Here is a 13,521-nt window from a genome sequence, read left to right on the forward strand (position 1 = left end):
GCCGAGGATTATACCCGAGCTATGACCTCACACGCCAGCTGAGGTCGGGTTTGATGCGCAAACGTTCTGTTTTAAGAGGTCGCGCATCTGTTTTGCTATCTGAATTTGCTCTTCAGCCGACAATCCCGGCTGCCTTGCTCTTTTGATGAGGTCATCGAGGGTCTGCGTGTGCTGACCCGCAGATAACCTAGTAATGGTGTCTAAAAATTGTTGTTCAAGGTTATCGCCGTCAATTAGCCACTCCTTTTCCGCGAGTGCTCTCAAGAGGCGCCCCTGTTCGGTGCCATGCCAACGAGCCATCAATTGAATTGAGTTTAGCTTGGGATTTTTCTGCACCGCCTCGATCAAGGCGATCAGTACCTGAGCATAGCTGTTGCTTTCATTGGCAAAGTGGTCGGCGCTTTCAACCTTTCCCGCCAGTTGCGGGTGATGAATAAGCGTGCGCAATGCGATAAGCATGGGCGCTTCAACCGCTACCGGAGTACGTGGCGCATAGGCTTCATCGCGGTCGCCGCGCTTGCCGTTCTTGCTCCAGGGTTTCTTGTTGTCCCATTTCTTGCCGCCGGCGCTGGGTTTCTTCGCTGTCCACTCCTGCTGGGGCGTGTAGGCCTCCTGCGGTTGGTGGAAGTCGGAATAATCCGGCATGGCGTCGTAATCCATGCCTGGGTCATAGGCCGGCGGTGCGTCCGGTGGCGCGCTGTGCACCAGCTGGCTGACGGCATCCCCGCTCAATCCGGTGATTTCCAGCAGGCGCATGCGCATCAGTGATTTCAGGTTGGCGCCTGGGACTTTGTCGATCAGCGGTGCCGCGAGGGTGGCCATGTGCGCCTTGCCTTCGAGGGAGCGCGGGTCGGCTTCTTCGGTCAGTTGCTGGAAGAAATAATCCGCCAGTGGCTGGGCGTGCTGATTGATGCGTGCGCGAAACGCGTCGGTGCCTTCGGAGCGAACCAGTGTGTCCGGGTCTTCGCCTTCGGGCAGGAACAGAAAGCGCGCCCTACGCCCATCCTGCAAGCTCGACAGCGTGGCTTCGAGTGCGCGCCAGGCGGCATTGCGCCCGGCTTGGTCGCCGTCGAAGCAGAACAGCACGCTGGGCACGACGCGAAACAGGCGTTTCATATGTTCTTCGCTGGTGGCGGTGCCCAGCGTCGCCACGGCATTGCGCAGGCCTTGCTGGGCCAGGGCGATGACGTCCATGTAGCCTTCAACCACGATGATTTCATCAAGGTTGCGGTTGTGCTTGCGCGCCTCGAACAGGCCGTACAGCTCCTGGCCTTTGTGGAATACCGGCGTTTCCGGCGAGTTCAGGTACTTGGGTTTGTCGTCCCCCAGTACCCGGCCACCAAAGGCGATGATCCGGCCGCGGCTGTCGCGGATCGGAAACATCACGCGGTCGCGGAAACGGTCGTAACGTTTGCCGGTCTCGGCGTTTTCCACCAGCAGGCCAGCATCAATCATGGCCTTTTGCTGCAGCGTATCGCTGCTCAGGTGCTTGTACAGATTGTCCCAGCCGGGAGGGGCAAAGCCCAAGCCGAAATCGCGGGCGATCTCGCCGGTGAGGCCGCGCCCCTTGAGGTAATCGACGGCGGCCTTGCGCTGCGGATGGCTTTTAAGTGCCTGGCGATAGAAGTCGGCAGCGGCGGTCAGCAGCGGGTAGAGCGGTGAGTCGGTGGGCTGTCGGGGTTTGTGCGCGCGGCCACTTTCTTCACGGGGGATTTCCATGCCGGCGGCTTTCGCCAGTTCCTCGACGGCCTGGGGGAAGTCCAGGTTGTCGTGGTCCATGATGAAGCCGAGGGCGTTGCCGCCTGCGCCGCAACCGAAACAGTAGTAGAACTGTTTGTCGGGGCTGACGCTGAACGACGGAGTCTTTTCTTTGTGGAACGGGCAGCAGGCGGTGTAGTTTTTACCGGCCTTCTTCATTTGCAGGCGCGAGCTGACAACATCGACGATGTCGGTGCGGTTCAGAAGGTCGTCAATAAAGCTCTGGGGAATTAGCCCGGCCATGGCGTTCTCGTCATCACTGCGTGTAAATGAGGGTCCATCAAGCGCTCAAGCACAGGGATTCACGGCTTGATCAACAATTGTCTGCTTGGGCTGTCAGGAAGTGTATCTGCCGAGCATTCACTGACGTTAATTTCTATCAGTCTTCGGCTTGGAAATGTTGCCCGGGTTTCCGGTCTTGGCCAATGGTGGGCCTCGGAAAAGGGGCGCAGCCGATACGATTGATCGTCTGTTGAAAAATAAGTGTGCTCGTCAGTAGCCTTGTTAGGCTCGTCAGAAGAGACGTGCACCGCTGGCAAAAGAGCCAGTCCTGACGTGTGAAGCTGTGTATCGGTCGCGTGTGCGGCGTCAACAGTGAAGCATCAAGCGATATCCGCAAATGCCAGCAGCCCGGCTGAAGGCCGGGCTTTGGCAGAAGCTTGCTACGATCGTCTGTGTATTAGTACAGACGAACGGCGCGGCGCTGTTCGCGCTGAACTTTCTTGGCGTGACGCTTAACAGCGGCTGCTGCTTTGCGCTTACGCTCAGAAGTTGGCTTCTCGTAAAATTCGCGGCTACGAACTTCAGCCAGTACACCGGCTTTTTCGCAGGAGCGCTTGAAACGACGCAGAGCTACGTCGAAGGGTTCGTTCTCTTTAACTTTGACGGCTGGCATCCAGAGCTACCTTCTTTCATTACCGGGATCAACGTTCTCGTCGCAAAACATTCGCGGCTGAGGTCGTCGGTTTTTAAGGGTTGCGGATGTTAACCCCTCATTGCCCGGAATGCAAAGCCTCTGATCGAAAACCGCTAGTCGGGAGGGGGAGTGGCGACTATTATGCGCGCCTTCGAATTCAGCCTCTACAAGGCGCAAACCCATGCTAGTACTGGGACTTGAAACCTCCTGCGACGAAACCGGCGTCGCACTTTACGACAGTGAACGCGGGCTTTTGGCCGATGCACTGTTCAGTCAGATCGACCTGCATCGTGCCTATGGCGGCGTGGTGCCGGAGCTGGCCAGCCGCGATCACGTCAAACGCATGCTGCCGTTGATTCGCCAGGTGTTGGATGAGGCCGGCTGTGTGCCGACCGAGATCGACGCAATTGCTTACACCGCAGGCCCCGGATTGGTTGGAGCCCTGCTGGTTGGGGCGTCTTGCGCTCAGGCGCTGGCCTTTGCCTGGGGCATTCCTGCCCTCGGTGTGCACCACATGGAGGGCCATTTATTGGCCCCCATGCTGGAAAAAACACCGCCAGAGTTTCCGTTCGTCGCTTTGTTGGTTTCCGGCGGCCATACGCAGCTGGTTCAGGTCGATGGCATCGGCCAATACACGCTTCTGGGCGAATCGCTGGATGATGCCGCTGGTGAGGCTTTCGACAAGACCGCGAAGATGATGGGCCTCAACTATCCCGGTGGCCCTGAAATTGCGCGTCTGGCCGAAAAGGGCGTACCGGGTCGTCATACGTTCCCGCGCCCGATGTGCGATCGCCCTGGCTTGATGTTCAGCTTCAGCGGCTTGAAAACCTCTGCGCTCAATACCTGGCAGCAAAGCGTCAGCGCCGGGGACGACAGTGAACAAGCCCGTTGCGACATTGCGCTGGCGTTCCAGCAGGCCGTGGTGGAGACTTTGACCATCAAGTGCAAGCGCGCCCTGAAACAGGCAGGGATGAAGCGCCTGGTGATTGCAGGCGGCGTCAGCGCCAACAAGGCATTGCGTATCTCGCTGGAAAAAATGCTCGGCGACATGCTGGGCGACGTGTTCTATGCGCGGCCAGAGTTCTGCACCGACAACGGCGCGATGATCGCCTATGCCGGTTGCCAGCGTCTGCAGGCCGGGCAGCATGAAAGCCTGGCCATCAGTGTGCAGGCGCGTTGGCCGATGGAGCAGCTTTCACCGTTGTAAGGGGGCGGTGCGAGCCGGGTTCATCGACGGCATTTAAAAATGCCGTTCGCGCCCGGCAAACAGGTCGCGTAAATTGCCGCGGTGACGCCAGACAATCAGCAGCGTCAACACGCTCATCGGCAACAGCGCCGCAGGCTCCTGCCATGCGAGCAGGGGCAGGGTGAGCGGTGTGGCGATCAGCGCGGCCAGCGAGCTGGTGCGGGTCAGGTAGAAGGTCAGTAGCCAGGCCAGTACGGCCAGCAACGCAGCCGGCGGGTAGATCCCCAGCAGCATGCCGGCCGCCGTGGCAACACCTTTACCGCCGCGAAAACGAAAGTACAGTGGAAACAGATGGCCCAGCACGGCACACACGCCTACCCAGGCTTGCTGTTGCAGGGAAAGACCGACAAGGCTGGCGATCAGCACGGGCAACAGGCCCTTGCAGAGATCGCCGAGCAACGTCAGCACGGCGAGTTTCTTGCCGGCCAGGCGCAACATATTGGTGGCACCGGCATTGCCTGAGCCACTCATTCGCGGGTCGGGATTTCCCGTCAGGCGGCTGAGCAAAATGGCAAAGGACAGCGAGCCGAGCAGGTAGGCGAGAATCGCCAGTGACCAAAACATGCTAACTATTCCGGGCGAGGACGCCCTGATTCTAACGGGGCATCGCGCCCTTGTCGTGCTGCGGAGAAGAGTGCTTGGACAGAGTGTTTATCGAAGGCCTGGAAGTCGACACCGTGATCGGGGCCTACGACTGGGAGCGCGGCATCAAGCAATGCCTGCGCCTGGACCTGAGCTTCGCCTGGGATAACCGCCCGGCTGCGGCCGGCGACGACCTGACCCTGGCGCTGGATTACGCCAGCGTATCCGCACGTATCCAGGCGTTTGCCGAGCAGGCTCAATTCCAGCTGGTGGAAACCTTTGCCGAGCGCTTGGCCGAAGTGCTGATGAGCGAGTTCCAGATTCCCTGGCTGCACCTCAAACTGACCAAGCCGGGTGCCGTGCCGGCCGCCAAGGGCGTGGGTGTGGAGATCGAGCGCGGATGTCGCTAACTCAGGTTTACCTTGGCCTTGGCAGCAATATCGAGCGCGAAGCCCACTTATGCGCCGGCCTGGACGCGCTGGCGGGTTTGCTGGTCGATATGCGTTGTTCGGCGGTGTTCGAAAGCCAGCCGGTGGGTATCAAGAGCGGGCCGTTCTTCAATCTGGTGGTGTCGGGCTACACCGATCTGCCATTGATGGAGCTGGACCGTCGTTTGAAATTCATCGAGGCCGACAATGGCCGCTATGCGCCTGATCGCAAGGGCTTGCCGTTGGATATTGACGTGCTGCTGTATGGCGAGTTGGTGGGCAATTTCGATGGTTTGATCCTGCCGCGGGCAGAAATACTGAAGAACGCCTTTGTATTGTGGCCATTGTCGTTGATGGCCCCCGATCGTGTGCATCCGGAGGCGGGCAAGCCGTTGGCTGAGCTGTGGCGTGATGCGCGGATCGACCAGGTACTGGCGCCTGTCGGGTTTGAATGGCAGGGCCAGCAACTCACTTCGGACGCTCTTCTGTAAGCGCCGAGCTTGCTCGCGCAAGAGGCGAGTTAATCCAGGCAGTCCGTGTGACGATCCTCACGGGCAAGCTCGCTTCTACACTGAATATTGCTCTTTGTAGTGCTTCAACGCCTTGAGCCGCTCGCGCTTGAGGGCTTCGCCCAGCTCCGGGCCCTTGAAACCTTTCTCCAGCAGGGGCGCTACCGCCACTTCGCGCGCTGCCGTTGCCGCGCCGCGTAAGTAGTCGGCCTGTGGATAACTACGCTGCTCGAAACCCTTGCGGCCGCGCGCATCCATTTCACATGCCACCACAAACTCCTCGAAGCGCTGGGGTCGACGGTACACATCGAAACTTTGCAGCAACTCCAATAACGTCGAGGCTTTCAGCTCAAGTGCACGATGTCCGTGAGTGTGGTACTGGCCAACCAGCAGCGCCAAATCCTGGCAATCCTTCGGCACTTTGAAACGCTCGTTGACCGCCTTGATCAACTTCAGGCCCTTGTGCTCGTGAGCGATATGCTGTGGCAACTTATCCACAGGCGTCAGGCCCTTGCCCAGGTCATGCAGCAGGCAGGCCCAGCGCACCGTCAGGGGTTGTTGATGCCGGGCGGCCTGTGCCAGCACGCTCAAGGTGTGTACGCCGGTGTCAATTTCGGGGTGATGGGCTTCAGGCTGTGGTACGCCGAACAACGCGTTCACTTCCGGCATCAGGATTTTCAGCGCATCACAGTCGCGCAGTACCTGGATAAACACTTCTGGCTGATCCTCCATCAGCGCCCGGGATATTTCCTTCCAGCTACGCTCTGGGGTCAGCGCTTGCAGTTCGCCGGACTCGCTGAGCTGACGCATCAGTGCCAGTGTGTGCGGTGCCACGGTAAAACCCAAATGAGCGTAACGCGCGGCAAAGCGTGCAACACGCAGCACACGGAGGGGATCTTCAGCAAAAGCAGGGGAAACATGACGCAGGATGCGCGCAACGAGATCGCTTTGGCCGCCGTAGGGGTCGGTCAGGTTGCCTTCATCGTCCTCTGCCATGGCATTGATGGTCAGGTCGCGCCGAATCAGGTCTTCTTCCAGCGTGACCTCGGGGCTGGCGTGAAACACAAAGCCGCCGTAGCCCCGGCCGCTTTTGCGCTCGGTGCGAGCGAGGGCATATTCGTCACCGTTTTTCGGGTCCAGGAACACCGGAAAGTCAGCGCCCACAGGCTTATAACCCTTGGCGAGCATTTCTTCGGCGGTTGCGCCCACCACAACGCGGTCGATGTCGGTGACCGATATGCCCAGCAAGCGGTCACGTACCGCACCGCCGACTTTGTAGATTTTCATGAAAAAGCCTCCATTAGCCGCACAGGATACCGCCTGTGCCGGACCAATGGAGGCTTTGCCGTTTCAGAGGTGAACGACGGCCAGGTCCAGGCGGCCGTAGTCGTTGTCGTTGTGATCGGTGCGCGGTGGCACATGGTGAGTCTTCATCACTTGATCGCCCTGCAGGGTTTCCAGGTGAATGTCGAAGCCCCACAGCCGATGCAGATGCTTGAGCACTTCTTCGGTGGACTCGCCCAAGGGTTTGCGATCGTGCTGCTGGTGACGCAGCGTCAGCGAGCGGTCACCGCGCACGTCGATGCTGTAGATCTGCACGTTAGGTTCGCGATTGCCCAGGTTGTACTGCGCCGCCAGGGTTTCGCGGATGGTGCGGTAACCCGGTTCATCATGGATGGCCGGGACTACCAGGTCATCCTTGAGGTCGTCATCGAGAATGCTGAACAATTTGAGGTCACGAATCACCTTGGGTGACAGGTACTGCAGGATGAAGCTCTCATCCTTGAAGCTGCTCATGGCGAACTTGATGGTCGACAGCCAGTCGCTGCCGGCGATTTCCGGGAACCAGCGGCGGTCCTCCTCGGTGGGGTGCTCGCACATGCGGCGGATGTCGCGGTACATGGCAAAACCCAGCGCATAGGGGTTGATACCGTTGTAATACGGGCTGTCGAAGCCCGGCTGGAACACCACGCTGGTGTGCGAGGTGAGGAACTCCATCATGAAGCCGTCAGTGACCAGCCCCTCGTCGTACAGGTCGTTCATCAAGGTGTAGTGCCAGAACGTTGCCCAGCCCTCGTTCATCACCTGGGTCTGGCGCTGTGGATAAAAATACTGGGCGATCTTGCGCACGATGCGCACGATTTCTCGCTGCCACGGCTCCAGTAGCGGCGCATGTTTTTCCAGGAAATACAGGATGTTTTCCTGAGGTTCGGCGGGGAAGCGCGCATTGTCTTTGTCGCTGTTTTTACCGGCACGTTTGGGAATGGTGCGCCACAGGTCGTTGATTTGCTTCTGCAGGTGCTCCTCGCGCTCCTTCTGGCGCAGGCGTTCTTCTTCGGCGGAGATCGGATACGGGCGTTTGTAGCGATCAACGCCGTAGTTCATCAGGGCATGGCAGGAGTCGAGCAAATCCTCTACCGCATCGATGCCATGGCGTTCCTCGCACTGCATGATGTACTGCTTGGCGAACACCAGGTAATCGATGATCGAGCTGGCATCGGTCCAGGTGCGGAACAGGTAGTTGCCCTTGAAGAAGCTGTTGTGCCCGTAGCAGGCGTGAGCCACCACCAGCGCCTGCATGCAGATGGTGTTTTCCTCCATCAGGTAGGCGATGCACGGGTCGGAGTTGATGACGATCTCGTAGGCCAGCCCCATCTGGCCACGGGTGTAGGATTTCTCGGTGCTAAGGAAGTGCTTGCCGTAGGACCAATGGTGATAGCCCAAGGGCATGCCCACCGAGGCATAGGCATCCATCATCTGTTCGGCGGTGATCACTTCGATCTGGTTGGGGTAGGTGTCCAGGGCATAGCCCGCCGCGATACGGCTGATTTCCCGGTCATAGGCCTGGATCAGTTCAAAGGTCCACTCGGAGCCCGTGGATATGGGTTGGCGTTTTTGCTCTTTTTTGGCGGTCATGTCACTAACCTGCGCTGGAAGAGTTCACGGAAGACCGGGTAGATATCGCCGGCCGAGACCAGTTGCTGCTGGGCGAAAGTGTCGGCAAAGGCTTCGCCGATGCGTTCGTATTCGAACCACAGGGCCTGATGCTCACGGGGAGTGATTTCAACATAAGTGTAGTACTGCACGAACGGCATGATCTGGTTGATCAGGATGTCGCGGCAGATTGGCGAGTCGTCATTCCAGTTGTCACCGTCGGAGGCTTGGGCGGCGTAGATGTTCCACTCATTGGCTGGATAGCGCTCGGCCATGATCTCCTGCATCAGTTTCAAGGCGCTGGACACGATGGTGCCGCCGGTTTCCCGTGAGTAGAAAAACTCTTCTTCGTCCACTTCCCGCGCGCTGGTGTGATGTCGAATGAACACTACGTCGATCTTGTCGTAGTTCCGCTTGAGAAACAGGTACAGCAGGATGAAGAAACGTTTGGCGATGTCCTTGGTGGCCTGGGTCATGGAGCCGGACACGTCCATCAGGCAGAACATCACGGCCTTGGAACTGGGGTTGGGCTGCTTCACCAGCAGGTTGTATTTGAGGTCGAAGGTATCGAGAAACGGCACACGGTGAATACGCGCGCTGAGTTTCTCGATTTCCGCCTCGATTTCCTGAATATCGCCGAAGTTGTCTGGCTCTTCACGTTTAAGACGGGCCAGTTCTTCCTTGGCTTCCTTCAGTTTTGCGCGACTGCTGCCCGACAGGGCAATACGCCGGGCATGCGCCGAGCGCAGGGTGCGAATGATATTGATGCGGGACGGGTTACCTTCGTTACTGACGCCGGCGCGCACGGTCTTGAAGGTGTCGGTGCCGGTCAGGTTGCGTTTGACCAGGTTAGGCAGTTCCAGGTCTTCGAACATGAATTCGAGGAATTCTTCCTGGGTGATCTGGAACACGAACTCATCCATGCCTTCGCCGGAGTTACCGGCTTTGCCCGGCCCCTTGCCGCCGCCTCCGCCCTGGGGGCGCTGGATATGTTCGCCGGTGGTGAATTCCTTGTTGCCGGGGTGAACCACGGTCTGCTTGCCGCCACGACCGTGGTGCAGCACCGGTTCGTCGATGTCCCGTCCGGGAATGCTGATTTGTTCACCATGCTCCATGTCGGTGATGGAGCGACGGCTGACGGCCTCTTCAACGGCCTTTTTGATGTGGTCACGGTAACGCCGCAGGAAACGTTGGCGGTTTACCGTGCTTTTGTTCTTGCCATTGAGGCGTCGGTCGATCACATAGCTCATGGGGAGCCCTCCGGGCAGCTTCACGTTACAAGCTTCAAGCCGCGAGCTGGAAGCTTAGAGACAAGCGGTCAGCTGCCAGGCCAAAGGCCTGGCAGTGTGCGCCCGTCGCTGCCTTACTGCGATTTGCGAACCCGCAGGTACCACTCGGAGAGCAGTCGCACCTGTTTGTCGGTGTAGCCACGCTCGACCATTCGTGTGACGAAATCGTTGTGTTTTTGCTGATCCTCCTTGCTGGCCTTGGCATTGAAGCTGATGACCGGCAGCAGATCCTCGGTGTTGGAGAACATTTTCTTCTCGATGACCACCCGCAGCTTCTCGTAGCTGAGCCAGGTTGGGTTCTTGCCATTGTTGTTGGCGCGGGCGCGCAGCACGAAGTTGACGATTTCGTTGCGGAAATCCTTCGGATTGCTGATGCCTGCCGGTTTTTCGATCTTCTCCAGTTCTTCGTTGAGAGCCACGCGGTTGAGGATCTCGCCGGTTTCCGGGTCGCGGTATTCCTGGTCCTGGATCCAGAAGTCGGCGTACAGCACGTAGCGGTCGAAGATGTTCTGGCCATATTCGCTGTAGGACTCCAGATAGGCGGTCTGGATTTCCTTGCCGATGAACTCGATGTAGCGCGGCGCCAGGTATTCCTTGAGGAAGCGCAGGTAGCGTTCGCGGGTTTCCGCCTGGAATTGTTCCTGTTCGATCTGCTGTTCGAGAACGTAGAGCAGGTGCACCGGGTTGGCGGCGATCTCGTGAGGGTCGAAGTTGAAGACCTTGGAGAGGATCTTGAACGCAAAGCGTGTCGACAGGCCGTTCATGCCTTCGTCCACGCCTGCAGTATCGCGGTACTCCTGGATCGACTTGGCCTTGGGGTCGGTGTCCTTGAGGTTTTCGCCGTCGTACACGCGCATCTTCGAATAGATATTCGAGTTTTCCGGCTCCTTGAGGCGTGACAGTACGGTGAACTGCGCCAGCATCTTCAAGGTGTCGGGCGCGCAGTGGGCCTTGGCCAGCGAACTGTTGAACAGCAGCTTGTCGTAAATCTTGATTTCATCGCTGACCCGCAGGCAGTAAGGCACCTTGACGATATAGATACGGTCGATGAAGGCTTCGTTGTTCTTGTTGTTGCGGAAGGTGTGCCATTCCGATTCGTTGGAGTGGGCCAGCAGGATACCGTTGAACGGAATCGCGCCCAGGCCTTCGGTGCTGTTGTAGTTGCCTTCCTGGGTGGCGGTCAGCAGTGGGTGCAGCACCTTGATCGGTGCCTTGAACATCTCCACGAACTCCATCAGGCCCTGGTTGGCCCGGCACAGGGCGCCCGAGTAGCTGTAGGCGTCGGCGTCGTTCTGCGGGAATTCTTCGAGTTTACGGATATCGACTTTACCCACCAGCGCGGAAATGTCCTGGTTGTTCTCATCCCCTGGCTCGGTTTTCGCTACGCCGATCTGGTTGAGGATCGACGGGTAGAGTTTCACCACGCGGAACTGGCTGATGTCCCCGCCAAACTCGGACAGGCGCTTGGTGGCCCAAGGCGACATGATGGTGTTGAGATAGCGACGTGGGATGCCAAAGTCCTCTTCGAGGATCGCGCCATCTTCCGTGGCGTTGAACAGGCCCAAAGGCGACTCGAAGACCGGCGAACCCTTGATGGCGTAGAAGGGCACCTTCTCGATCAGTTGTTTGAGTTTTTCCGCCAGGGAAGACTTGCCGCCGCCGACGGGACCCAGCAGATAGAGGATCTGTTTCTTCTCTTCCAGGCCTTGGGCGGCATGGCGGAAGTAAGAGACGATCTGGTCGATGCATTCTTCCATGCCATGGAAGTCTTCAAAGGCCGGGTAGCGCCGGATCACCTTGTTGGAGAATATTCGCGACAGACGTGAATTGCTTGAGGTGTCTATCAATTGCGGCTCGCCAATCGCCAAGAGCAGGCGCTCGGAGGCGGATGCATAGGCACTGCGGTCCTGTTTGCACAGCTCGAGATACTCTTGCAGCGTGAGTTCTTCTTGCCGTGTGGACTCGAAGCGTTGTTGGAAGTGGCTAAAAATACTCATGACGTCGTCACCTCGCTCGATACGTGGAGCCGACGCCGGATCAATCAGTCGATGCTGGCAGACATTGGCGGACGCCAATGACTGTTTCCCCCCAGAACACCCTGAAACGCTACCGATGACCCGCACGCCGGTGTACCGGCTCTCCCCTGATTTGGATGGCCTGCGCTTAAGGATAGTTCGGAATCCGGGAGGTCAAGGTGAGATGCGCAATTAGTTTGGCTGCGCCGTTCGTCAGAAACGGCGCGAGCCCAAGCGTCACGCGGGGTAGCGGGGTGTGAAAAAAATTATTGCGAATCGCCTGAGGAAATTTCCGCAGGATAGGTCGTACGCCACAGCTCGAAGCCACCGTCCAGGCTATAGACGTCGGAGAAGCCCTGGCTGATCAGGTAGGCGGCGGCACTCTGGCTGGAATTGCCGTGGTAGCAGGCCACGATCACCGGCGCGTCGAGGTCGGCCGCACGGATGAAATCGGCGATGTTGTGGTTGTCCAGGTGCTGGGCGCCCTTGATATGACCCGCGGCGTACGCCTGGGGATCACGGATATCCACGACCACTGCGGCCAGCTCGCGCAACGCCTGGGCTTGTTCGGGGGGGATACGTTTGAATTCGCTCATGGCGGGCTCCTATGGCTTGGCGGCGGTCGGCTGTGTGACGGGCACGGGGGGTGGGCACTGGCAGCTCAGGCGCTCGCCGGTGTCGATGTTCATCAGGGTCATGGCGCCGCCCCACACGCAACCGGTGTCGAGGGCATACACGCCAGGTTCTTCGCACTTGCCTTCCAGGGCTGCCCAGTGACCGAAGACGATCTTCGTGTCGCGGGTCTTGCGCTCCTTATGGGCAAACCAGGGCTTGTACCCAGGCAGCGCGGTATCGACGCCTTCCTTGCTTTTGAGGTCCAGCTTGCCCTCGGCGGTGCAGAAGCGCATGCGCGTGAAGTAGTTGGTGATCACTCGCAGGCGGGTGACGCCGCTGAGGTCGTTGTCCCACTTCACCGGCTCGTTGCCGTACATGCCATCGAGATAGGCGGTGTAGAGGTTGTCATCGGCCAGCGCCGCTTCTACTTCGGCGGCACACTTGAGGGCTTTCTTCAGTGACCACTGCGGCGCGATGCCAGCGTGGACCAAGGCCGTGTTGCGGGCTTCGTCATAATGCATGAGCTTTTGTCGGCGGAGCCAGTCGAGCAGTTCGGCACGATCGGGCGCTTCGAGAATTTCCCGCAGGGTGTCGCTCTTTTTCAGGCGCTCGATGTTATTGCCCGCCGCCAGCAGGTGCAGGTCGTGGTTGCCCAGTACGCATACCAGTGAGTCGCGCAAACGATAGAGGTAGCGCAGGGTTTCCAGTGACTGTGGGCCACGGTTGACCAGATCACCCACCAACCACAGGCGATCATTCACCGGGTCGAAGCCCACTTGTTCAAGCAGGCACTTGAGAGGCTCCAGGCAGCCTTGCAGGTCGCCGACCGCGTAGGTCGCCATCAGTGCAGGGCTCCCGGCACCGCGAGGCGAAAGGGCGCGATGATGGCGTCGAACAATTTCCCATCGGTGGCCTTCATTTGATACGAGCCTTGCATGGTGCCGACCTTGGAGGTCATGACCGTGCCGCTGCTATAAGTGTGGCTGGCGCCGCTGTCGATCAATGGCTGTTGGCCGACAACGCCCGCGCCGCGTACTTCCTCTACCTGGCCGTCACCGTCGGTGATGACCCAGTGGCGCGACAGCAGCTTGGCCGGCACCAGCCCGTTGTTCTTCACCGTGACGGTATAGGCGAAGGCGAAACGGTTGTGTTCAGGTTGCGATTGGTCCGCGAGGAAGCGGGTGACGACGCTGACGTCGATCTGGTAGCGAGGATCGGACATGCGAGAG

13 protein-coding genes are annotated in these 13,521 nt (G+C 59.0%); 3 read left to right on the top strand and 10 right to left on the bottom strand.

Going from position 1 to position 13,521, the window contains the following annotated elements; genetic code table 11:
• Nucleotides 1-27 precede the first annotated feature (27 nt).
• Both dnaG and rpsU read right to left on the bottom strand, forming a co-directional pair.
• Nucleotides 28-2,001 carry a DNA primase gene (gene dnaG / locus ACQRBV_RS11940; RefSeq protein WP_411985386.1) on the bottom strand — a complete coding sequence of 658 codons (1,974 nt, stop codon included), beginning with the start codon at nucleotides 1,999-2,001 and terminating at the stop codon, nucleotides 28-30.
• 436 nt (nucleotides 2,002-2,437) lie between these two features.
• The gene (rpsU, locus tag ACQRBV_RS11945; RefSeq protein WP_002551877.1) at nucleotides 2,438-2,653 is read right to left on the bottom strand and encodes a 30S ribosomal protein S21; all 216 of its coding nucleotides are present in this window, start codon (nucleotides 2,651-2,653) and stop codon (nucleotides 2,438-2,440) included.
• Nucleotides 2,654-2,855: 202 nt separating this feature from the next.
• On the opposite strand from rpsU, the gene tsaD reads away from it, so the two are divergent.
• Nucleotides 2,856-3,881 (top strand): tRNA (adenosine(37)-N6)-threonylcarbamoyltransferase complex transferase subunit TsaD, encoded by a 1,026-nt coding sequence (gene tsaD, locus ACQRBV_RS11950; RefSeq protein ID WP_411985387.1) that lies wholly within the window; start codon nucleotides 2,856-2,858, stop codon nucleotides 3,879-3,881.
• 33 nt (nucleotides 3,882-3,914) lie between these two features.
• Here tsaD and plsY read toward each other — a convergent pair whose 3' ends face one another.
• A complete protein-coding gene (plsY, locus tag ACQRBV_RS11955; protein WP_060757270.1) occupies nucleotides 3,915-4,484 on the bottom strand; it encodes a glycerol-3-phosphate 1-O-acyltransferase PlsY in 570 nt (189 codons plus the stop codon).
• A gap of 74 nt (nucleotides 4,485-4,558) precedes the next feature.
• On the opposite strand from plsY, the gene folB reads away from it, so the two are divergent.
• Entirely contained in the window at nucleotides 4,559-4,912 is a 354-nt protein-coding gene (gene folB / locus ACQRBV_RS11960) for a dihydroneopterin aldolase (RefSeq protein ID WP_060757271.1), read from the top strand.
• Nucleotides 4,903-5,421, top strand: a complete 519-nt coding sequence (folK, locus tag ACQRBV_RS11965) for a 2-amino-4-hydroxy-6-hydroxymethyldihydropteridine diphosphokinase (RefSeq protein ID WP_411985388.1) — start codon at nucleotides 4,903-4,905, stop codon at nucleotides 5,419-5,421. The genes folB and folK overlap by 10 nt, the downstream gene beginning before the upstream one ends.
• A 75-nt stretch (nucleotides 5,422-5,496) precedes the next feature.
• Here the strand turns inward: folK and ACQRBV_RS11970 are convergent, their stop codons facing one another.
• The 7 genes from ACQRBV_RS11970 to apaG form a co-directional block, all read right to left on the bottom strand.
• The gene (locus ACQRBV_RS11970) at nucleotides 5,497-6,726 is read right to left on the bottom strand and encodes a multifunctional CCA addition/repair protein (protein ID WP_411985389.1); all 1,230 of its coding nucleotides are present in this window, start codon (nucleotides 6,724-6,726) and stop codon (nucleotides 5,497-5,499) included.
• 63 nt (nucleotides 6,727-6,789) lie between these two features.
• Nucleotides 6,790-8,355, bottom strand: coding sequence for a SpoVR family protein (locus tag ACQRBV_RS11975; RefSeq protein WP_060757274.1), 1,566 nt, complete (start codon nucleotides 8,353-8,355; stop codon nucleotides 6,790-6,792).
• Complete coding sequence (locus ACQRBV_RS11980) at nucleotides 8,352-9,623, bottom strand: YeaH/YhbH family protein (RefSeq protein WP_060757275.1); 1,272 nt, start codon at nucleotides 9,621-9,623, stop codon at nucleotides 8,352-8,354. The genes ACQRBV_RS11975 and ACQRBV_RS11980 overlap by 4 nt, the downstream gene beginning before the upstream one ends.
• A 113-nt stretch (nucleotides 9,624-9,736) precedes the next feature.
• Entirely contained in the window at nucleotides 9,737-11,659 is a 1,923-nt protein-coding gene (locus ACQRBV_RS11985; RefSeq protein ID WP_104994845.1) for a PrkA family serine protein kinase, read from the bottom strand.
• A gap of 284 nt (nucleotides 11,660-11,943) precedes the next feature.
• The gene (gene glpE, locus ACQRBV_RS11990) at nucleotides 11,944-12,273 is read right to left on the bottom strand and encodes a thiosulfate sulfurtransferase GlpE (RefSeq protein ID WP_411985390.1); all 330 of its coding nucleotides are present in this window, start codon (nucleotides 12,271-12,273) and stop codon (nucleotides 11,944-11,946) included.
• Between the two features lie 9 nt (nucleotides 12,274-12,282).
• The gene (locus ACQRBV_RS11995; protein WP_411985391.1) at nucleotides 12,283-13,134 is read right to left on the bottom strand and encodes a symmetrical bis(5'-nucleosyl)-tetraphosphatase; all 852 of its coding nucleotides are present in this window, start codon (nucleotides 13,132-13,134) and stop codon (nucleotides 12,283-12,285) included.
• Nucleotides 13,134-13,514 (bottom strand): Co2+/Mg2+ efflux protein ApaG, encoded by a 381-nt coding sequence (apaG, locus tag ACQRBV_RS12000; protein ID WP_060757279.1) that lies wholly within the window; start codon nucleotides 13,512-13,514, stop codon nucleotides 13,134-13,136. Before apaG ends, ACQRBV_RS11995 begins: the two co-directional genes overlap by 1 nt.
• Between the last annotated feature and the right edge of the window lie 7 nt (nucleotides 13,515-13,521).

The organism is Pseudomonas sp. R11F, from assembly GCF_050312575.1.
Lineage (GTDB): Bacteria > Pseudomonadota > Gammaproteobacteria > Pseudomonadales > Pseudomonadaceae > Aquipseudomonas > Aquipseudomonas palleroniana.

Bases quoted from the DNA above. Each gene is read 5' to 3' on its own strand.
- dnaG (WP_411985386.1), bottom strand. From the start codon at position 2,001: ATGGCCGGGCTAATTCCCCAGAGCTTTATTGACGACCTTCTGAACCGC.
- rpsU (WP_002551877.1), bottom strand. From the start codon at position 2,653: ATGCCAGCCGTCAAAGTTAAAGAGAACGAACCCTTCGACGTAGCTCTG.
- tsaD (WP_411985387.1), top strand. From the start codon at position 2,856: ATGCTAGTACTGGGACTTGAAACCTCCTGCGACGAAACCGGCGTCGCA.
- plsY (WP_060757270.1), bottom strand. From the start codon at position 4,484: ATGTTTTGGTCACTGGCGATTCTCGCCTACCTGCTCGGCTCGCTGTCC.
- folK (WP_411985388.1), top strand. From the start codon at position 4,903: ATGTCGCTAACTCAGGTTTACCTTGGCCTTGGCAGCAATATCGAGCGC.
- ACQRBV_RS11970 (WP_411985389.1), bottom strand. From the start codon at position 6,726: ATGAAAATCTACAAAGTCGGCGGTGCGGTACGTGACCGCTTGCTGGGC.
- ACQRBV_RS11975 (WP_060757274.1), bottom strand. From the start codon at position 8,355: ATGACCGCCAAAAAAGAGCAAAAACGCCAACCCATATCCACGGGCTCC.
- ACQRBV_RS11980 (WP_060757275.1), bottom strand. From the start codon at position 9,623: ATGAGCTATGTGATCGACCGACGCCTCAATGGCAAGAACAAAAGCACG.
- ACQRBV_RS11985 (WP_104994845.1), bottom strand. From the start codon at position 11,659: ATGAGTATTTTTAGCCACTTCCAACAACGCTTCGAGTCCACACGGCAA.
- glpE (WP_411985390.1), bottom strand. From the start codon at position 12,273: ATGAGCGAATTCAAACGTATCCCCCCCGAACAAGCCCAGGCGTTGCGC.
- ACQRBV_RS11995 (WP_411985391.1), bottom strand. From the start codon at position 13,134: ATGGCGACCTACGCGGTCGGCGACCTGCAAGGCTGCCTGGAGCCTCTC.
- apaG (WP_060757279.1), bottom strand. From the start codon at position 13,514: ATGTCCGATCCTCGCTACCAGATCGACGTCAGCGTCGTCACCCGCTTC.